This window comes from Chitinophaga filiformis (assembly GCF_023100805.1).
Taxonomy (GTDB): domain Bacteria; phylum Bacteroidota; class Bacteroidia; order Chitinophagales; family Chitinophagaceae; genus Chitinophaga; species Chitinophaga filiformis_B.
Genome location: NZ_CP095855.1, coordinates 4,301,269 through 4,322,938 on the forward strand (window position 1 = coordinate 4,301,269; position 21,670 = coordinate 4,322,938).

The 21,670-nt window shown below is 48.0% G+C and carries 13 protein-coding genes; 10 read left to right on the forward strand and 3 right to left on the reverse strand.

The window, feature by feature from the left end:
- Positions 1 to 4: 4 nt before the first annotated feature.
- Positions 5 to 1,135 (forward strand): FecR family protein, encoded by a 1,131-nt coding sequence (locus tag MYF79_RS17055; protein WP_247808859.1) that lies wholly within the window; start codon positions 5 to 7, stop codon positions 1,133 to 1,135.
- Between the two features lie 870 nt (positions 1,136 to 2,005).
- Here the strand turns inward: MYF79_RS17055 and MYF79_RS17060 are convergent.
- Positions 2,006 to 2,791 carry an alpha/beta fold hydrolase gene (locus MYF79_RS17060; protein ID WP_247808860.1) on the reverse strand — a complete coding sequence of 262 codons (786 nt, stop codon included), beginning with the start codon at positions 2,789 to 2,791 and terminating at the stop codon, positions 2,006 to 2,008.
- A gap of 333 nt (positions 2,792 to 3,124) precedes the next feature.
- Between MYF79_RS17060 and MYF79_RS17065 the strand changes: the two genes are divergently transcribed.
- Positions 3,125 to 4,027, forward strand: a complete 903-nt coding sequence (locus tag MYF79_RS17065) for an SDR family oxidoreductase (RefSeq protein WP_247808861.1) — start codon at positions 3,125 to 3,127, stop codon at positions 4,025 to 4,027.
- A gap of 248 nt (positions 4,028 to 4,275) precedes the next feature.
- Here MYF79_RS17065 and MYF79_RS17070 read toward each other — a convergent pair whose 3' ends face one another.
- Complete coding sequence (locus tag MYF79_RS17070; protein ID WP_247808862.1) at positions 4,276 to 5,754, reverse strand: carboxylesterase/lipase family protein; 1,479 nt, start codon at positions 5,752 to 5,754, stop codon at positions 4,276 to 4,278.
- A gap of 815 nt (positions 5,755 to 6,569) precedes the next feature.
- Here MYF79_RS17070 and MYF79_RS17075 point away from each other — a divergent pair.
- Genes MYF79_RS17075 through MYF79_RS17100 form a run of 6 tightly spaced genes read left to right on the forward strand, consistent with a single transcriptional unit; the run spans position 6,570 to position 16,203 of the window.
- Positions 6,570 to 9,722: a SusC/RagA family TonB-linked outer membrane protein gene (locus tag MYF79_RS17075; protein ID WP_247808863.1), complete on the forward strand. Its 3,153-nt coding sequence runs from the start codon at positions 6,570 to 6,572 to the stop codon at positions 9,720 to 9,722.
- Between the two features lie 11 nt (positions 9,723 to 9,733).
- Entirely contained in the window at positions 9,734 to 11,575 is a 1,842-nt protein-coding gene (locus MYF79_RS17080) for a RagB/SusD family nutrient uptake outer membrane protein (RefSeq protein ID WP_247808864.1), read from the forward strand.
- Between the two features lie 26 nt (positions 11,576 to 11,601).
- The gene (locus MYF79_RS17085) at positions 11,602 to 12,009 is read left to right on the forward strand and encodes a hypothetical protein (protein ID WP_247808865.1); all 408 of its coding nucleotides are present in this window, start codon (positions 11,602 to 11,604) and stop codon (positions 12,007 to 12,009) included.
- 24 nt (positions 12,010 to 12,033) lie between these two features.
- Positions 12,034 to 13,023 (forward strand): DUF4466 family protein, encoded by a 990-nt coding sequence (locus tag MYF79_RS17090; RefSeq protein WP_247808866.1) that lies wholly within the window; start codon positions 12,034 to 12,036, stop codon positions 13,021 to 13,023.
- 11 nt (positions 13,024 to 13,034) lie between these two features.
- On the forward strand, positions 13,035 to 14,249 hold the full coding sequence (locus tag MYF79_RS17095) for an alginate lyase family protein (RefSeq protein ID WP_247808867.1): 1,215 nt from the start codon (positions 13,035 to 13,037) through the stop codon (positions 14,247 to 14,249).
- A 16-nt stretch (positions 14,250 to 14,265) separates the two neighbouring features.
- A complete protein-coding gene (locus tag MYF79_RS17100; protein ID WP_247808868.1) occupies positions 14,266 to 16,203 on the forward strand; it encodes a heparinase II/III family protein in 1,938 nt (645 codons plus the stop codon).
- An 89-nt stretch (positions 16,204 to 16,292) separates the two neighbouring features.
- On the opposite strand, the gene MYF79_RS17105 is transcribed toward MYF79_RS17100, so the two are convergent.
- Positions 16,293 to 17,375 (reverse strand): TlpA disulfide reductase family protein, encoded by a 1,083-nt coding sequence (locus MYF79_RS17105; RefSeq protein ID WP_247808869.1) that lies wholly within the window; start codon positions 17,373 to 17,375, stop codon positions 16,293 to 16,295.
- A gap of 534 nt (positions 17,376 to 17,909) precedes the next feature.
- Here MYF79_RS17105 and MYF79_RS17110 point away from each other — a divergent pair.
- Complete coding sequence (locus tag MYF79_RS17110) at positions 17,910 to 18,275, forward strand: hypothetical protein (protein WP_247808870.1); 366 nt, start codon at positions 17,910 to 17,912, stop codon at positions 18,273 to 18,275.
- A 404-nt stretch (positions 18,276 to 18,679) separates the two neighbouring features.
- Positions 18,680 to 21,670, forward strand: a complete 2,991-nt coding sequence (locus MYF79_RS17115) for a SusC/RagA family TonB-linked outer membrane protein (RefSeq protein ID WP_247808871.1) — start codon at positions 18,680 to 18,682, stop codon at positions 21,668 to 21,670.

Sequence of the window (21,670 nt, forward strand, 5' to 3'; positions counted from 1 at the left end):
AATCATGAAAAATAAGAACTTGAAAACAGAAGCCCTCATAATTGCCGAAATAACCGGATCTATCACCAGTGAAGAGCGTGAAGAGCTACAGGAGTTAATGAGAACCTCTTCCGAGGTGAGAGCACTGTCGGAGCACATGCACAGGGTCCTGGATCCGCAGATCAGTGAGATTCGTAAAATAAGGACCACTTCTGCAGAAAAGATCATTGAATTGGGGAATGCCCAGCTACATAAAAGGGGAAAGATACGCCGGATAGCAGTCGTTTCACTGGCAGCTGCCTGTATGGTAGGTACGCTTTTTACGGTGCTCTACTATTTTGGACAAAAAAGCAAACCGGAGGCCTTGTTTGCAAAGGGGCAGAGTGTATGGCTGGACCTTAACAGGAAAGTGATAGCGCTGAATGGCCAGGGTGGTGAGATAGATGCCAGCGGGTCATTTGCATATAACGGAGATGAAACATTGCAGCTTGCAGCCGTTGTTGGCGGAAATGACAGTATTAAGCTGATCGTACCCTGGGGACGGGAATATAAAATTAAACTGAATGATGGTACGCTTGTGCATATGAACTCGGGTTCCGTGCTTAGCTGGAAGCCTGGTTTCGGAAAGGGAAAGCGTGAAGTATCATTACGTGGAGAGGCCTTCCTGGAGGTGGCGGAAAATGTGCAGATGCCATTCATTGTTCGCCTGCAGAATGAGGAGGTGGTTGAGGTGCTGGGCACCAGTTTTAATGTGAAAGCTTATAATGAGACGGGTTTACAGGTGTCTTTGTTCACCGGTAATATCCACGTGAAAGGAAAGGGAGGAAGTGTAAATCTCAGACCCGGACAGGAGGCTATTTATGATAAAAAGGAACAGCTGCAGGTCCAGCCGTTCGATTCCTTACAGGTACAGAAATGGCGGGCCCGTGTGACCGATCTGCAGGATGCAGGTATAGCCGATATTAAGAAAGAGGTGATAAGGATCTATGGAGAAAATGTTGAATTTGATCCGGCCATCACCGAGAGACGGACAAGGGTTGCCATTGATCGTGAATTGCCTGCAGAGGTGTTTTTAAAACAATATGCGCTGGTAAATGGTCTCAGGTATTCGAAGGAGCAAGGTGTACATCGTTTATCGTTACCAGATGATAAGTGATGTTCAGGCTCATAACAAGATAATTTAAAAGCGCCCGGACATTAATAGTAAGGTGCTATATAATATTAAAGTTGGTTAGTTTTTATTTATCGTCCTATGAGACCCCAGATACTAATGAGTCAAGAGTTGCCCTCAAAATGACTATTGGTATGTTCCCAGATAGACAATCATTTGCACCATCCAGAACTTGTTAACCTTTTTTAGCTAGTCAAGTAGTAAGCCGGTAATTTCTTACCGGCTTTTTTTGTGTATTTCATACGTGGCTCCTGACGGAGCCGATTGTGTTTTGTTGGGTATGCGTATACGGGGTTGTTACGTCATCCGGGTTGTATTGTTGTCGCGGGTTGTATTATCACCCCGGGTTGTCACCCGGGGCTACAAACACGGGGCTCCTGACGGAGCCGATTGTGTTTTGTTGGTTGGCGTATACGGGATTGTTACGTCACCGCGGGTTGTGTCGTCACCGCGGTTGTCACCGTCACCCGGGTTGTATTATCACCGCGGATTGTATTATCACCCCGGGTTGTCACACGGGGCTACAAACACGGGGCTCCTGACGGAGCCGATTGTGTTTTGTTGGTTGCGCGTATACGGGATTGTTACGTCACCGTGGGTTGTGTCGTCACCGCGGTTGTCACCCGGGGCTACAAACACGTGGCTCCTGACGGAGCCGATTGTGTTTTGTTGGTTGCGCGTATATCGGGATTGTTACGTCACCCGGGTTGTATTATCACCGCGGGTTATATTATCACCCCGGGTTGTCACCCGGGGCTACAAACACGTGGCTCCTGGCGGAGCCGATTGTGTTTTGTTGGTGCGCATATATCCGGGTTGTGATTGTATACCTTTGGTCGTTCCCGTATTCGTAAACTAACCCTTCAGGAATTTTTCGATCATCGCCACTACCAGATCCGGTATTTTACTGTCCTTGTCCGGCGCGCAGATCTCCCCGATGTAATCACCATGTCCGCCGGGTAATATTGCCAGCTGAGCATGCGGTAATGTACGTGATAGCCTGAACGCATGTTCTGCCTTTATTGCCTCGGCATCACCATTTATTACCAGCGCCGGGACCTGGATCTTTTTGATCAGCTCATCGCTGATGTCTTTGAACCCCACCATTCTGGCTACATCCCGGTGAAACATGGCGTCCAGTCCCTTAGGGTCAGGATTGGCTTTCAGGTAAGCATCTTTCAGTGGTTGTGGCATCTGTTCAAAGGTGGCATGCTCCATACCTTCAAAGAAGCCATCCATCATGCCATCCCTTTTATAAAGGGCGGACGCAAGTATAATTTTGTTCACCAGCTCCGGATGACGGATCGCAATCTGCAGGGTTGTTGTAGCGCCGTTACTGAAGCCCATGATATCAGCTTTTTCAACATGCAGTTGTTTTAGCAGTGCCGCTACATCATCAGCATCCTGTTCGAAGCTTAATGGGCGATCGATGTCTTTCGTATGTCCATGCGCCTGTAATTCTATGGCAATGACCTGATTGGATTGAGCCAGTTCCGGCAGAATCCGGCCATAGTTTGATGCGATGGTGGAACCTCCGCCATGGATCAGTACGAGGGGCGCCCCCTTGCCATGGATCTCATAATACATGTTCAAACCATTTACTGTGGCATAACGCCCTGTCTGTTCTTGTTGTGCATTCATGCTTAAGTGTGTTACGATCAGGATGAATACAATTATCAGTGATTTAAGCCGCATTGACAAAATTGTTTGTCGCAAACTTACGGTGTGGCAGGAGATAAGAGGGGAGGCAAACAAGCCAAATCTGAGGGTAGGGCCGGCCAAACTGAACTGCCGGTACAAATAGAAGCAGTTTCTTCGTTAGTGTGTATAAGTAGTTACATGTATGACGATGCGATGCAACAATCAGGCTGGCTTTCAACCGGATAGGGGAAGGGGATATTCTGGCATTGAATTTACGGGTTATTGTCTGACAACAGGGAATGTATTTTATAAACCATTTAAACTAATCATGTCATGACAACGGAAGTAAAAGGGAAAAATACAGTCATCGTTAACCCGGTTGAACAATATCCTCAACCCGAATTTATCGAACAGGAACAGGAATTGCCAGGTTCAGAACAAAAAATGAATCCCAGACCTGACCATGGTGAGAATACCTATAAAGGAAGTGGTAAGCTAGTAGGAAGAAAGGCCATCATTACCGGTGCTGACTCCGGCATAGGAAAGGCAATCGCCATTGCATATGCCAGGGAGGGAGCGGACGTGCTCATCTCTTACCTGAGTGAGGAGGAAGATGCAAAAGAAACGGCTGCTTATGTGGAAAAGGAAGGCAGAAAGGCAATTCTCTTCCCGGGCGACATCAGCAGCGAAGAGCATTGTAAGGAAATGGTAGACAGGGCGGTACGTGAGTTCGGCGGATTGGACATCCTGGTGAACAATGCCGCTTTTCAGGTAGCACACGAGTCCCTGCAGGAGATATCCAGCGAGGAATGGGATAAGACACTCCGGGTGAATGTGACCGCCATGTTTTACCTGTGTAAAGCGGCAGAGCCTCATCTGCAACCCGGCAGCGCTGTCATCAATACGACCTCTGTCAATGCATACACTCCCAAACCGACGCTCATTCCATACACAGTAACCAAGGCGGCGATTCAGAACTTTACCGCTACCCTGGCCCAACTGTGGGGTGAAAAAGGTATCCGGGTGAATTGTGTTGCGCCGGGACCTATCTGGACGCCACTAATACCAGCCAGCTTCTCAGCTGAAGAAACAGCCAAGTTTGGTTCTCAGACACCCATGAAGCGCCCCGGTCAGCCGGCAGAACTTGCGCCTGTATATGTATTACTGGCGTCTCAGGAAGCCAGCTATATGTCAGGCGCTACAGTACCGGTGACGGGAGGAATGCCTACTATTTAAAAAAGGAAAGTGCTGACTTATTCGAATGCTTCTTAGCAGGAAGTATGCATATCCGGATAAATGAGTCAGGCGCTGTGCTGGTATTAAAATGAACAGAGGAACTTATGGAAAGACAGTAGGTAATGCAGATATCTCCACCAGCGCTTATGGTTTAATGCCTGATGAGCTTCTTATTATTTGGTAAATATGAAAGGTTATGGCTGACCGGAAAGGAACGATAAGGACCTATCTGGTCAGCCATTATTTTGTTAATGTAGTATAAATCCCATTGTTGGATGGCCCGGATCCTCGTAATCATCCATCACCCCTTCACGACTTTCTTCCGCATAGATCATGCCCCGGCGCCTGCTGTCGTATTTGTGCCAGTGCGCATGGCCTTTTATAAAATCTACCCAGTGCTGATGTATCAGCACGGCCAGGGGAAGATTACCGGGGCTACCCTGACCAGCTTCATACCATACATATTGGAGCTCTTCCGCGTGGGTAGCAGGAGCGCCTTTATTGGGCTGTTCGAAAGAATACATCCATGCCTGGTAGCCACCTGCGGCGAGTGCCTTAGCGAGCCGATAGGTATGTAACTGGTACATGTATCTGCTGAGCGTAACGATTGCCGCTGTATCCGGAGGAAGATGGTGAATGGACCGCCAGGCTTTGTAACTGTATTTGTAATTGTCACCGAACCAATCGCTCAACACCGTTGAATCCGGTGCGTATAGCCGCTTATCGGTATTCATAAAGAGTAAAGCTTCCGCCTTATTGGTGCCCAACAATACACGGACATGCTTATCAGGGTGATGCCTGATATATGCTAATGCATCCTCTTTGATAAGTATGCCATCCTGAACAGGTCCGAAATAATTAGTGCCTTTGGCGCCGCCTAATACTTTAGCCTGCGCATTAATGAGGGTGGCTGTTGGTAGTTGCAGGAGTTCCACAGGATTGGAAATACCCAATGTATCCATCAGGCGTTTACGAATGGCTTTTGCCGTGATCGTATCGCGAATGCAGTTTATCGCACCGCTTTCCAGGATCAGCTGGCTGAAGTATCCTTTTGCGGCAGCCGTTACGAGTAACGAGGAGGTCAGTTTTGCGCCGGCTGATTCCCCGATGACGGTCACGCGTGAAGCGTCTCCACCAAAAGCTTTAATATTCTCTTTGATCCATTTCAGGGCCATGATACAATCCAGCACTGCATTATTACCAGCTGTCTGATACCCCGGCACATCATTCAGGTACAAAAAGCCAAATATGCCGAGACGGTAGTTGATGGTGATGGTAATGATGCTATCGTGATGGGAAAAGGAATGCCCGTTCTGGCCTATACCACTGCCGCCGGTCATACCGCCGCCGTGTACCCATACGAGTACCGGTAATTTTTTGGCGGGTCTTAAAGCAGGTGTATATATGTTCAGCTGCAGGCAATTTTCATCACCTTTTACTGTCCTGGTATCTCCCGCATATTGCGCTGCTACAGCGCCAAATTGCGTGCAGGAAAGTGTATCCTTCCAGGGATGTACCGGCTTAGGCGCTTTAAAGCGCAGATCGCCCACAGGTGGCGCTGCAAAAGGCACGCCTTTGAAGACGAAGATGCCTTTCTCCTGTATTCCCCGGATATATCCTCCCGTTGTTTTTACAACAGGATCTTGTCCGGATACATGGGTACATCGCAATAACAGGCAGGAAATAAGGAACGTGAACACAACTCTTATGGCGGCGGAACAATTCATAGCGGAATGGTAATTGAGCGCATCAAGATAAGGATTTGAGCTGATATCTTTTCACAGACTTTCACCTGGGGCGGAAGACGGGTTACCATTTTATTTTTTGCCTGTTACATAATAAATCGTGTGACTCCCGCGTACTGAATAAAGGTGTTGTACATTCGGCTCCGCCACGTTGTTACGCTGCCATAGCGCGCGGCGATGACCTGCAAATGGATACTATCTGAGCAAGGGGGCTGTTAAGCCGCTCGTACAAACACGGCGATTGCCACGGTGGATTGATTGATGTTCGTTATTGTGCCGGGCGTCAGGAGATTCCGCTACAGCCCGCAAATACGGCGATCTGACACGGCGATTGATTGATATCGTATTGTAGCGTAAAGGGCCCCAGAGTACACCATGTTGGACTATCGTTCAGGCAGGAGTGGGAGCGATTATGAATTATTATAAAAGCATTTTAATATTTTTGTTGCAATCGATTGCCTTTTTATTACATTTGTATTGATGATATTAACGTACTGATGAAACTTATTATTCTGTAGAAGACTTTTTGTAGACGACTAAATCCCAGCGCCAAATCTAAATCGGACATTTAAATCATTCCACGTATGACAATTTCAATTCACAAAACCGTTATCAGCAGCCCCTAGAATGCAAACGTTTGCATTCCGAAAGGAATCGCTGTAATGACATGCCGGTAAAAAAAGCCGGCAGAGGCCTTTTATTGTCTAAAATGCCGGTAGATACGGCGTCAAGCCCTTATTGTCTTTAATGTCGTAGCCTACGGCACAAGCCTTTTATTGTCTTTAAATACCAACGTTATGATTAATCATTTACTCCCACGGGGACAGGGGGTGCGATGGCTCCATGCCGGAAGTATGCTACCTGTTCTCCTCCTTTCAGCAGGATCATTTACATCTGTTGCTGCTACCAATTTGCCAGGGCCTGCCACTAGTTATTTCCAGGACAGTACACAACACAGAATTATCAACGGGCGTGTTACAGATGTGAATCAGCAACCATTGCCGGGCGTCAGTGTATCGCTCCAGGGTACCTCCTCCGGTACCGTTACAAATGAAGGCGGTTATTATACCCTGCGTGTAACTGCCAGCAAGGGGACGCTCATATTTTCCTCCATGGGATTTCAGAAAAAGGAATTTCCTTTTTCCGGTCAGGCTAAATTCAACGTCGTGCTTGAATCCGATCAGAAAGCGCTGGGGGAAGTGGTTGTAGTAGGATACGGCACCCAAAAGAAAGTGAACCTGGTGGGTTCTGTTTCTGTCGTGAAGATGGATGAGAAGATCACCAGCAGGGCATTGCCTAATACCTCTTCCGCCCTGTCAGGTCTTGCACCCGGACTGGCAGTAACACAATCTTCCGGGATGGCAGGAAACAATGCAGCAAGCCTGATCATCCGCGGATTGGGTACAGTGAATAATGCCAGTCCGCTGGTAGTCGTAGACGGTATGCCCGATGTGGACATCAACCGCATCAATATGAACGATATCGAGACCATCTCCATTTTAAAAGATGCTACTTCCGCCGCTGTTTACGGTTCCAGGGCTGCGAACGGGGTGATCCTGATCACCACCAAATCGGGGAAAGGACAAAAGAAAACAACGATCAATTTTTCAGGGGGCTACAGTGTTGAAGTGCCTACCCGCTCTTACGATTTCATGGCTGACTATGCCCGGGCGTTGACCCTGCATCAGCGTGCGGCCGCAGTGAACACACTCCGCGAGTATTATACGTTTAAGGACGGTACCATAGACCAGTGGATGGCCATGAGCATGGTAGACCCCTTGCGCTTTCCCAATACAGACTGGTGGGAGGTGATCATGCGTAATGGCAGTCTTCAAAATTATAACCTCTCTGCATCAGGAGGGACAGAGAATTCCAACTTCTTCATCTCCGCAGGTATCATGAATGAAAAGGGATTGCAGATCAACAACGACTACAAACGATACAATGTCCGTTTCAATTATGATAATAAACTGCGTAAAAACATAAATGCGGGCCTGCGGTTCAATGGCAACTGGTCCAAGTACACCTATGCCCTGGCAGATGGCTACACAGATGATGATGCTTCCAATACGGCCGGCTTCGATCTGCAATACGCCATTGCGGGCATTACGCCCTACGATCCCCTGACGGGATATTATGGCGGCGTAATGGCTTACAATGAAGATCCGCAGGCATATAATCCGTATACAGTATACCAGAACATGCTGAACCGCCAGAACAGGCAGGAGGCAAATGCAATGGCATATGTGGATTGGGAACCTGTCAAAGGACTTACGGGGCGCGTGGATTATACACTGAACTATTATAACCAGTTCCGCTGGAATGCCAATATTCCCAACCGCTCCTTTAACTTTCAGACAGGCACCTTTGGCAGCCGTGTATACGTGGGCGAAAACGCCGGCGTGGGTAACTATACGAATACCGGCTATAAGACCATGCTGAACGGACGCCTGAACTATCAGCATAGCTTTGGTTCCAATCATGAGATCAGCCTGTTGGGCGTATATAGTGAGGAATTCTGGTACGACCGCTACCAGGGTACTTCCCGTAATGACAGGTTATACCCTACCTTACACGAAGTAGATGCCGCGCTGACGGATATACAGTCGACCGGAGGTAACTCCAGTACCGAAGGATTACGCTCTTATATCGGTCGTGTGAACTACACTGCTTTCGGCAAGTACCTGTTTGAAGCGGACTTCCGTTACGATGGTTCCTCCCGTTTCCTGCCGGGACATCAGTACGGCTTTTTCCCCTCTGTGGCTTTAGGATGGCGTTTTACGGAAGAGGGCTTTATCAATGCTTTCACAAAGCGTATCCTCAGTAGTGGTAAACTTCGCTTCTCTTACGGCGGTTTAGGTAACAATAGTGGAGTAGGCCGTTATGAACAACAGGGTACGCTGGCCGCAAGTAACTATATGATAGACGGTACTATCGTGAAAGGATTTGTTAACCAGAAGATGGTGAACAAGGACCTGTCATGGGAATCGACCAAGGTGCTGAATATAGGTCTGGACCTGGGTTTCTTTGACAACCGCCTGACGGCCGAACTGGATTATTATAATCGCCTGACCACGGGCATGAACCGTCCCTCCGAAATGTCTATCCTGCTGACAGGAGCATATAATGCGCCGCGCAAGAACATCGGTAACCTGCGCAACCAGGGTGTTGAGCTCAATCTCATCTGGTCGGACAAGGTGGGAGAGCTGAAATATGGATTCGGTTTTAATGCATCTTACAACACCACTACACTGGAGAAATGGAACGAGTTCCTGGGGCGGGGATGGGTGTTCCTCGACATGCCATATCATTTCCTGTACACGTATGAAGACGCGGGTATCGCTCAGACCTGGCAGGACGTGTATAGCCATACACCACAGGGCGCCTCTCCCGGAGATCTTATCCGTAAAGATCTGAACGGCGACGGGCGTATTGATGGTAATGATATGAAGGCCTATCCGAATGTACAGCGTGACAGACCTACCACTATTGCTGCATTGAATACAAGCCTTTCGTGGAAAGGTATTGACCTGTCATTCCTCATCACGGGGGCTACCGGACGGAAGGATTTCTGGATCAACAACTACAATAATATCAACTTCGGTTTACAACGCTATGCTTCGAGCTGGAATCACTGGAACAATCCGTGGTCGGTGGAGAACCGCGACGGTGAGTGGCCCCGCCTGGGAGGAAGTAACAACAGGGTGGAAACCAGTTTCTGGCTGGATAATCTCAGTTATATCCGCTTTAAGAACATTATGCTGAGTTACAGCTTCCCTAAGAAGTGGCTGGAGAGGATCGGCCTCGCGGGCTTCCGCATTTATGGTGCAACTGAGAATATAGCCACTATCACTTCTTTCCGCGGACTTGATCCCGAGCTGACGGGTAACAGAAGTAATGCCTATCCGCTGAACAGATCTTATGCAGTGGGTTTAAACATGAGTTTATAAATGTAATGATCATGAAACAAGCAAGTGTTAAAATATATTTCACCGGTGTGTTGTGCCTGTGGGCTTTCTTTACCAGCAGCTGTATGAAGGACCTGTTGAACAGGGACCCGACCACCGAGCTGGGAACAGCATCTTTCTGGAAAACAGAGGCAGATGCAACTTATGCCCTTATGGGCGCCTATGCCGATATCAGACCGCTGTTTGACCGCGATTACTATTTTGACGGACAGGGGGAATATATCAGGACCCGCGGCACCAGTACCGCCAGCGGCAATCTGCAGAAAGGCGATGCCTACAATGGAGGCGATTACAGTCCTTCGGGTTATGGCGACAACTTCGACAAAATGTATGAGCGTCTCTATGGCGGCGTACATCGCGCCAATTACGTCATTGAGAATGTGAGGAAGATGCTGCCGGCAGCGAGTGAAACATCATTGCCACAACTGGAAAGAATAGTGGGAGAAGCCCGCCTGCTCAGGGCGATAGTCTATTTCCGGCTGATCTCCATGTGGGGGGATGTGCCTTATATAGATCATGTGATATACGATAACGCAGAAGTGGCTAACCAGACCCGTACACCGCTGAAACAGGTGAAAGATTCAATTATCGCTGATCTCACCTATGCGTTTGATAAATTGCCCGCGCGGGCGCAGGAGCAGGGCCGGGCTTCAAAACCGGCGGCGCTGGCTTTCCGAGGTAAAGTGCAATTATTCTGGGCCTGCTGGAACAAATTTGGCTGGCCTGAACTGGACACCTTCACGCCGGATGAAAACGAGGGCAATGCCGCCTACAAAGCAGCGGCGGATGATTTTGCCAAAGTGATCAATGACTATGGCCTTACGCTTTTCAGGGGAGGAGAACCTGGTGAATGTGATGAACCGGGGAAGGCTGACAAACTGCCGAATTACTATTATCTGTTCACGCCTGTGGCCAACGGAGATGCTGAAATGATCATGGCCTTTACACATGGTGGTACGGGTACCAACCAGGGGGAAGAGCTGATGCGTGATGTAGCCGGCCGCTCACATGAAGGTTCCCAGTGCTGGGTATCTCCCCGTTATGAAATTGCAGACAGGTACCAATCGACCATTACAGGCGATTTTGCGGACAAACTGATTCCGATGAGCCCAACTACGCCCGGCGCAAGAACTGCTCTTAATTCGGCTATAAATCCCCAAAGCTACGCAAACCGCGATTATAGGATGAAGTCGTCCATTATGTGGGACTATGAGGTGAGCGTGGGTATGATCTCTTTAAAATCGACCGGATGGGTCCCATTCATTTACAAGACCTGGAATCAGCCCGTTACGATCAATGGCGTTCAATACACCACCTACAATACGGATGGCTGTAATTCGGGTTATGTGCTGCGCAAGTTCCTCCGTAACACCGCAGGGCTGGGCCGCAGCGATGGTACTTATAGCTATCCGGTGATGCGCCTGGCGGATGTATACCTGATGTATGCAGAGGCGACGAATGCGGTGAACGGTCCGCAGGCAGATGCGATTGCCCTGGTGAACAGGATACGCCATCGCGGGAACCTGCCACCACTGGCGGCAGATAAAACTGCCAGCAAGGAGGCATTTTTCAGCGCTATCGAACAGGAACGTATCGTGGAACTGTTCGGCGAGGGGCAACGGGCATTTGACCTCCGCAGATGGAGGGCTATAGAGAGAGTATGGAATCCGCCCTACGGTAATGGCGTATGGCGTATCGATACCTACGGTGCACAGGCGTCCCGTTACTTCCAGAACATGTCTGAGCGGGAGTATCAGCAGTGTTACATTTTCAGGATCCCGCCGGGCGAGCGTAACAGGAACCCTAACCTGACACAGAATACGCCCTGGCTCTAATTGCATGACCTAATAAAATCAAGACGATGAAAAGATATTTCACTTTACTCTTATTACTTTTCCTCAGCGGCCTGGCTTTGATGGGTTGCCGGAAAGATCCTCCAATTGACGAAGACGGCCTGCTGATCACTACCCGTGCGGAATGTTATGTGAGCAATTTTGAATTGCTGGGCTCCGATTTTCAGACAGTACGTACCAAAAATGCTGTAATAGATACAGTAGCCTGTACGGTCAACGTTACAGTGTTCTTTGGCACAGACCTGAAAAACCTCTATCCACAGTTCACATTAGTGACAGATGCAAAGCTGGACCCTAAGATCACCGGCTTCACTGACTTTTCAGACCTGGCCAACCCGAGAACATATACGGTTATTTCGGGCAACAGGCAGGTGAGAAAGACCTATAAAGTGATCGTTACTGTACAGCCAAGGTAGTATTTACACTTAAACATGCTTTCTATGAACATTAAATATGTTGGATATACACTGTGGTTCTTCTCGATCTGTGTTTTGGTGGCAGGGTGTAAGGACGACAAATACGCCGTTCCGTCGCCTAAGAATGAGTTGCAGAACGACTGTATCAAAAGAACACTGGGACCGAATGTGGCGGGCCTGAAAATAGAGTTTGCCTATGCCATAGCGCTTCCTGCTGCAAAAGGAAAGATCGTGTCTGCACAGGTGGAAGCTTCGATTGCAGGAGATGCGGCCACTTACCTGGAGAATAAGTCCTATTACACAAATGGTAGTGGTGAAGACGTGGGTATTCCCATCGGAGATCCCTCTGTGAATGAAGGGCCGCTTACAAAAGTGGCATTTACAAAAGATACCAATGCGGTGACGCTGAGGTATTATTATGTGATACCCAGGGCCGCGCAGGGTAAAGAAGTGAAGTTCACTTTCTCTGCCAGGAGCAGTAACGGGGAAACAGTGTCTTATACAATGGGGCCTTATACTATTTCCAAAATGGATATGGTGCTCGATCTGCCGGTGAAGAACGGAGATGCCTGTTTCATTTCCATTGCAGATATGGCGGTATATAATGCGACAGATGCCGCCGCGAATGCCGGCAAAATTGACCTTGTTTACCTGTACAGGGCTATTTCGGGTATCTCATTTAATCATGCACTGGTAGCGCCGGCTGCTGATACTGCTTATCTTCCGGGCGTGGTATTGCCCACCGGGGTGAACAGGGACACGAAGATCCGCAAGACCTGGAACCTGCGCGACTTCCATCTTGCGCGGCTGCAGTATGGCGTTTATATTGACGACCTGGATTTCCAGCAGCTGGATATGAAAGATGCGCCTGATTATGCTATCAATCTTAAAACAGAGGCAGGCGCCTGGATTGAAACAGCGGATGGGAAATACCGTGCTTATATTTTTATGAATAAGGCTGATGATGGCAAGAAGAGCGCCACCATCAGCATCAAACGTTACACACTTAAATAACTGATGTTTTTATGAGGACGCCTGCAATAGAGATTTGTATTATGTTGATCCTGGCGCTACTGATGTGTATCAGCACCTTGAAGGCGCAAGCGCCGCCGGAGACTTTCCTGATCAAAGCGCGGAAGCTGCTGGAGGCAAAACGAAGGATTGCCCGGCAGGAGCCGGCTATGCAGCAGGCGCTGGCAGAATTGCTTTCCATAGCTGACCGGTCACTGAAGAACGGGCCTTATTCCGTCGTGTATAAAGATAAGGCGCCACCCAGCGGTGACAAGCATGATTATATGAGCGTCGGGCCATATTGGTGGCCCGACTCCACTAAAGCGAACGGCTTACCGTATATCCGGAAGGATGGACAGGTGAACCCCGAACGCTATGCCATCAAGGATGATGAATACCAGAATGCCATATCCAGGGATGTATATTTCCTGGGACTGGCCTGGTTTTACACCGGTGATGAAAAGTATGCTGCACATGCGGCGGGGCTGTTGCGTACCTGGTTCCTCGACACTGCAACCAGGATGAATCCGAACCTGAATTACGGGCAGGCCATTCCTGGTATTACAGCAGGCAGGGGAATAGGGCTGATCGACACTCATAATGTGACGATGCTGATAGACGGCGTGCAGTTGCTGAAGCGTTCAACGTCTTTGTCTGCCGCGGAATACAAAGGTATCCAGGACTGGTACCGGGAGTTCCTGCAGTGGATGCGAACCAGTCCGATAGGGGTAGACGAAGCAGATGAATTGAATAATCATGGTACCTGGTATGATGTACAGCAGGTGGTGATCGCACTGTTCACCGGTCAGCGGGAACTGGCGAGACAGTTCCTGGAGGAGCAGACCAGGAAACGGATAGACCTCCAGTTGGAGCCGGATGGGCGTCAGCCGAAAGAACTGGCCAGAACACTTTCCTGGAATTATTCCCTGTTCAACCTGCGTGCTTTTTTTGAACTGGCCTTACTGGCAGAGAATGTAAATATTGATCTCTGGCATTATGAAAGTCCGGACAAGAAAAGCCTGAAGAAAGCATATACATGGTTGCTGCCCTATGCTACCGGAAAGAAGGACTGGCAGTACCAGCAGATCAAGCCGAAGCATGATGAGGAGTTCCTGGAGCTGTCGGAAGTGGCCGCTAAAAAATATACAGACATTGATCTGGCTGCGCTCAGGGAGCTGCACAAGGACTTCCGGAATAATTTATTACTCCTTACTGACTGGGCATATTAATGAAATAAAAGGTCTCATGAAAAAATATACTGTTTTAACCTGTATGCTGTTGTTGCTGGGAAGCCAGTTATCTGCACAGAACCTGCTGAGCGGCCGTTATACATCCGCACAACTGGCAGAAAAGCTGATGCCATATGCCAAATGGGAGCCTTTTCCGCGCCTGGAGAACAGGGCGGGATGGGAAAAAGCTGATCCGGCAACAGGAGCGGCTATCATTAAAAAGGCAGAAGCTTATCTGGACTACGAATGGCCGGGTATCCCCGCTGTGAAATCTTTACTGATCATCCGTAACGGGAACCGTTCAGAGTACCAGGACATCAGCGGAAAAAAAAGAGAGGTGTTAGGTACGCTGCTGCTGGCAGAAGTATATGAGCACAAAGGCCGGTTTGTTGACCAGGTGGTGAATGGCGTATGGTCGATCTGTGAGGAATCTTTCTGGGGAGCATCGGCGCACCTGCCAAGGTCTTTCGACGGGTTGATGGATGTATCTGCGCCTTTTGTAGAGCTGTTCTCGGCGGAGACAGCCACTCTGCTGGCCTGGGTGGATTACTTCCTGGGGGCGGAACTGGACAGGGTATCTCCGCAGGTAAGAAAACGGATCTATTATGAAACGAACAAACGGATCTTTGAGCCGCTGATGACCAAACCTCATGGATGGATGAGTTCCAGCGGTAGTGGCCGGAGGCCGAACAACTGGAATCCCTGGATCTGTTCCAACTGGCTGAATTCCGTGTTGCTGCTGGAGAAAGATGAGAGCAAACGGGTGGCCGCAGTATCGAAGCTGCTGGGCGTACTGGATGCATTTCTGAATCCCTATCCTGCTGATGGCGGCTGTGATGAAGGCCCGGGGTACTGGGGCGCAGCAGCGGCATCATTGTATGATAATATCTCTTTACTGAACCTCGCTACTAACAACGCTTTCGCATATGTGTATGCTGACCCGAAAGTAGCCGAGATGGGCAGGTTCATTTACAAGGCACAGATCAGTGAAAAGTATTTTATCAATTTTGCAGATGCTGATCCACAACCTGGTATGGCAGCCAGTATGATCTACCGGTTTGGGAAGGATATAAAGGATACAGCCATGATGCGTTTCGGAGCCTATTACCTGAAAAACGAAAACCCCGCATCGATGAGGGGGTATCATTATTTCAGGCATCTGTTCGTGCTATTCATGCAGGATGAACTGCAACATGCCGATAAAGGGCTGGTATTGCCCGGTGATGTCTGGTGGCCGGACCTGCAGGTCATGATAGCCCGTGACAGGAATGGCAGTACGGATGGCTTTTTTGTGGCAGCACAGGGCGGACACAATGACGAGAGCCATAACCATAACGATGTGGGCAACTATGTAGTATACCATGACGGATTACCGGTGCTGATCGATGTAGGAAGAGGGACGTATACAGCCAAGACTTTCAGCGGCAGGCGATATGATATCTGGTACAATAGTTCCGATTACCATAATGTACCTGCTGTGAACGGCTATGCACAGTTGCCTGGCAGCAGGTTTAAGGCAGAAAAGGTGGCGTATAAAAGGACTGCATCTGCGAGCACAATGGCCATGGATATCAGTGCCGCCTACCCGGAGCAGGCAGGTATAAAGCGATGGCAACGGAGTATCCGGCTTAATAAGGGAAAGAACGTGCAGATAGAAGACGTGATGCAGCTGGAGGAAGATGGACAGGTGACGGAACATTTTATGACCTGTTACCCGGCAGAAGTAATTAAACCGGGCGTATTGGTGATACACCGGAAAGAAGGTAGCGGATCCAAAGATTTTTATTTGCGTTACCCGGCGACAGACCTTGTAGCGAGCGTAGAGAAAGTGCCTTTACAAACGGAGGAAGACGGAGGAGTAAGGCAGAAGTGGGGCGACAATATTTACAGGATCAACCTGCAGGGGAAGGTGAAGGCGCAGGGTAAACTGAAGTTTCTCGTGGAAGCAATGTAGAATTTTAATTAAAAAAGAACCGGCAGGTTTTCACCTGCCGGGTTTGCATTAATTCACTATGACTACCTGTTATGATTACACTCTTTTACTTATTTACCAACTATACCAGCTAATTTATCTGACAGTTGACTCCCCTTCAGATTTCTGGCAATAATATTTCCGGAACCGTCTATCAGCACGTTCTGCGGAACAGCAGTAACGTTATAAAGTTCGGCGATCTCGTTTCTCAGGAATTTCAGATCAGATACATTGTACCCTGGCATTCTGTCTTCATTCATGGCCTGGATCCACGGCTCTTTGCGTTCTTCCAGTGCAATGTTGATCACAGTCACATCTTTCGCGGTGTATGTTTTCAGGATCTGTTTCAGCTGCTGGTTCTCCAGTCTGGAAGCTGCCGACCAGCTGGCCCAGAAGTTCAGTAATACTACCTTTCCTTTGAAGGAAGACAGGGTTACCCGGTTACCATTAGCGTCTTTTTGTGAGAACTCAGGAGCAGCAGCGCCAACGGCGGTCTGTTTCGCGGTTTCGATCTTTTTCAGGTATGCCTTACCTTTTGCAGATGTTTTTGTACGATCGGCCAGTGATTTAAACAAAGGCTCAACATCGCGGTAGTCGATAAAGGCGCCCGCATATTCTTCCAGGATATCCAGGCTGATGTACATCTCGGGATGCAGCTGGATAAACTCCTTCATTTTTTGTTTGCGATAGTCCATTGCCGCACGGAAATGCTCCATATATGAGCCTTTGGCTGCAAGTGCTTTTTCCGATACATCATTCTGCAATGTGTTGGATGACTCGGTGGTCAGCAGTGTCAGTTTTTCTTCTGCATCTGCCATGAACTTCTGGTAGGTTTTATAATCATCCTGTGAAGCGGAGCCGTTAGCATCAAAGTTGGCGATGCTTTCGTCGGATGTTAACCATACGATTGAACCTGGTTCTACGTAGAGATGAGCAATGTCCTTGGCATTAAAGAAAGTCTGTGGCTCTCCGTCCCGGCTTACAGTCAGCAGGATGTTAGTAGGATAGGAGACAGGCCTGTCGAACGAAAAATTACCGTTGTCAACATCTGCAGAATCGTAAATGCTTTTGCCGTCGAAAGTGTAACCGATGTACACTTTGGCAGGCGCCTGTAATCGTCCGAGCTTTCCTTTGATCTGAAAGGATTGTGCCATTGCAGGCATAGTTATGCAGCAGGCTGCAAGAACCATTAAGCTTCTGTTCATCTATTTTACCTTTTACCTTTATTATTATGGTTACACGAATTATTAACCCAGATTCAAAATTTAAACGCGCATTGAACTGAATGAACCCTTTGCATATAAGACAACATTTAATACCCGATATGCGTACAAGGGTTAAAAAAAATTTTAAAGTATATAGGTGAGAAAAATGGAGATGTAGATATTATGAGTAAGCCAAATGTGGTGGGCTGTAACACATAATTGATTTATTTTATGAGAGTTATGTGCCAGTAGGTAGCCCCGACTGAACGAAAATACGCCGGGAAAATTTTTTTTAGCCAATTGTCCATTATACGTATTAAGTGGTTGATAACCAGTTGATAAAAATTTTACAAAAAATTTTTCTGCCTTCTCAGGAAATTATTTTTCCCGCATAAGGAATAAAAATTGTTTTTAAATATAAAAAAATGTTAAATTGTAATAGAACCTTGAACCTTTATTATTATTTAAACGAAAACTATCCCTATGACGAAGCGCGCATTGAACCTGTTTCTGATTGTTATGATGGCACTGTGTTCCTTTACTTCAGTAGCCAATGCAAATGATAACAAACCTCCTTTTACTGAAATCGGATACCAGACTGACGGTAACTATTACTATACTTTTTATGTAGACTTGTCTAAAGACGCGCCTAACGCTATCGCTTATATACAGGTGCAGAAAAATGCTACGGGTGAAATACTGAAGCTGGATAATTTTAGTGGTAAGGTAGTCCTGTTGAATCCAGTAAAATTCAGCATCAAAGACAAAGCTACTGTGTCATTCTTTGACGGGAACCAACTGATTTCCAAAGACCTTAAAGGTGCGATCGACGGTAGTGTAAAACCCTGATCAATGCTATATATAGATAAAAATCCTGTAACCGGATTACTATGTAATCCGGTTACAGGATTTTATTGTTTAATGCTGAACTATTGCAGGTGAAATGAAGCCATCAGAAAATATAGTATAAATAGCCCAAACAAAAAAAACGAAATGCTTTGAGTTTTTCGTAATCTGCCGAACTTATTCGACGTTATAAAGACCGCTTATGAGAGTCGCCTGCCGATGTACGGAAACCCCGCAACTGAAGGAACATTCCGGCAGGGAACCACAATGCACTGTTAACTGTTAAATAAGCAGACATGACCAATAGCACGTTTAACACCAAAATCTAAAGATCGCGGATCATAAGATCAGTAAAGGAAACTGTAGCAATTTTTATCAATCATCATCATATCTAAATCGAACAAGCTATGCTTCTACCCAAATCCAGCTTGCTTGTGTTGCTATTTCTATGTAGCGCACTGGCACTATTTGCGCAGCAAAACATTTCAGGTAAAATCAAGGACGCCGTGAATGGCAAGCCTATTCCCGGTGTGACTATCAGAATACAGGGCACCAACAAGGGAACGATCTCGGATGGAAACGGCGTCTATAATCTCTCCGTTCCATCCAACGCGACGCTGCTTGTTTCCTTTACAGGATACAAAACACAAACGATTAAGGTATCGGGCAGTTCTTCTCTGGACATTACGATGGAAGAAGACTTTGCCAAATTGGATGAAATTGTGGTAACCGGTCTGGCCACTACTGTAAAAAGGAGCAACCTGGCCAATACCGTGGTGACCATCAATGCCAATCAGCTGTCGGGTACAGCGCCTGCGCAGACCTTCGATGCAGCGTTGAGCGGCAAGGTGCCCGGCGCCCTGATCACGGCCAACTCCGGTGCCCCCGGTGGCGGTATTTCTGTAAAGATGAGGGGTATCACCTCCGTATTTGGGAACTCACAGCCACTATATATAGTGGATGGTATCTTCTTTAATAATAGCAGTATCCCTGCGGGACTGAACGATGTAACCGGTGCAGCTACTGCGGGTAACCCTAACAACCAGGATAACCCTTCCAGCCGTATCGCTGATCTCAACCCACAGGATATTGAGAACATAGAGATCCTTAAAGGAGCCTCTGCTGCTGCCTTGTACGGCGCGAAAGCAGCAGCCGGTGTGGTGATCATCACTACAAAAAAAGGAAGGGCCGGTAAAACAAAGATCAGTGTGAATCACGAAACTGGTTTCGCCAAAGTAAGGCACCTGATGGGTGTGCGTGCTTTTACCGCTGAAACAGCTGCTGATCTGGCCGGACCGTCTTCCAGCGCTGATCCTACCGTAATAGCGAGGCGTGCGCAATATGCAGCGCAATATAATGCAGCTAAGAGCGCAGGCAAGATCTACGACTATGAAAAGGAAATGTATGGCGAAACAGGCCTGATATTGAACACTGGTCTGTCGCTGAGTGGCGGTGGTGAGAAAACCACATTCTACATCTCGGGCAATCGCAGGCAGGAGCAGGGTATCGTAAAGAATACCGGTTATTTTAATAACTCTGTACGCGTGAATATCGATCACAGGATCAGCGATTATATCTCTCTTGGCGTTACTACCAGTTATATTCACTCTGATGCTGACAGAGGGCTGACCAACAATGATAACAATGGTGTTACTTATGGTGTGGCTTTGTCGTCTACGCCCGATTTTGTGGACCTGTTCCCTAATGCCCTGGGTGAATATCCCCGGAACCCGTTCGCGGCGTCCAATCCGCTGGAGACCCGTGACAAAATGAAAAACAACGAACTGACCAACCGCTTTGTTGGCGGCGCCAACCTGGAGATCCGCATTCAGCAGAATGAACATTCTTCCACCAAATTCATTGGCCGTGGCGGAGTGGATTATTTTAACTATAAAACTGCCGCCCTGTTCCCCCGTGATCTGCAGTTTGAGGAGAACGCTTTACAGGGGCATTCCATCCAGGGTAATACAAACAACACCAATACAAACTTAGGTGGGTTCCTGGCCAATACCTTCACACCAAATGATAATATCAGCCTGACCAGTACTGTAGGTGCTACACTGGAAACTGGTTTTATGGATAACATCGTGACTGTAGCCACCAACCTTGTATCGGGTCAGAGCAATCTGGACGCAAGCGCCAATACCACTACCCGGCAGTTCAGGCAGAAGTACCGCGACAATGGTATCTTCATACAGGAAGACCTCTCGCTGCTGGACGCTATTACGCTGAGCGGAGGTGTACGTTTTGACCGGTCTACCAATAACGGCGACTACAAGAAATATTATGTATTCCCTAAAGGAGCTGTTTCCTGGAACATTGCCAAGATGAAATTCTGGGATGTGAAGGATGTGCAGAACCTGAAGATACGTGCAGCCTATGGCCAGTCAGGCAACGTACCGCCATACAGCAGTAAGTTCACCGGTATGCTGGGAAGTAATATCGGCGGATTTCCCGGTATATTGGTCGATAACCTGCTTGGTAATCCTGACATCAAACCGGAAAGACAGTCTGAGTTCGAAACAGGTCTGGACGTAAGTGTGCTGGACGGCAGGGTGAGCCTGGAAGCTACTTACTATATCAAGAAAATACAGGATGTACTGCTGCGTCACGCCCTGCCCGGATCTTCCGGTTATGCGAACGAGTGGAAGAACAGTGGAGACCTGAAAAACAACGGTATTGAGCTGGGACTGACCGCCCTGCCGATCAATAATAAATACATCAGGTGGTCATCTTCCATCAGCTGGTGGCGTAACCGTTCCAAAGTAACGAAACTGATCATACCTCCATATGCGATCGGCGCCTTCGGTAACTCACTCGGTACTTTTTACCTGGAAGAAGGACAACCCGCTACTCAGATCAAAGGAACGGTGGGCAGTGATCTGAAACTGATCGGTAACTCAGAACCTAAATTCCAGATGAGTTTTTATGATGAAGTGACCTTCCTGAAAAACTTCACCCTGCGCTTCCTGGTACATTGGAAGAAGGGCGGCGACAATATCAACCTCACGCAGCTGCTGACAGATCTGGGCGCTACTTCATTCGACTACGACGATGTGTCGCATGGCACTAAAGCGGGTGTGTACCGCACGGGTGCAGGTGATGCTTCTATCTACGTACAGGATGCATCTTATGTACGTATCCGCGAGATTGGGCTTTACTATAATGTACCGTTGAGAAACACCAATTTCATCAAGGGCGTCCGTCTGGGCGTATCGGCCAACAACTTCTTTACCTGGACAGATTATGTAGGGTACGACCCTGAAGTATCCAACTTCGGAAGTAATACCATCACTACTTCTACAAGCCGTGGTAGTAATGGTTTATCTACCGGTGTGGATGTTACACCGTTCCCTGCTTCAAAAAGAGCGAGCTTCCATGTTGGTGTGGATTTCTGA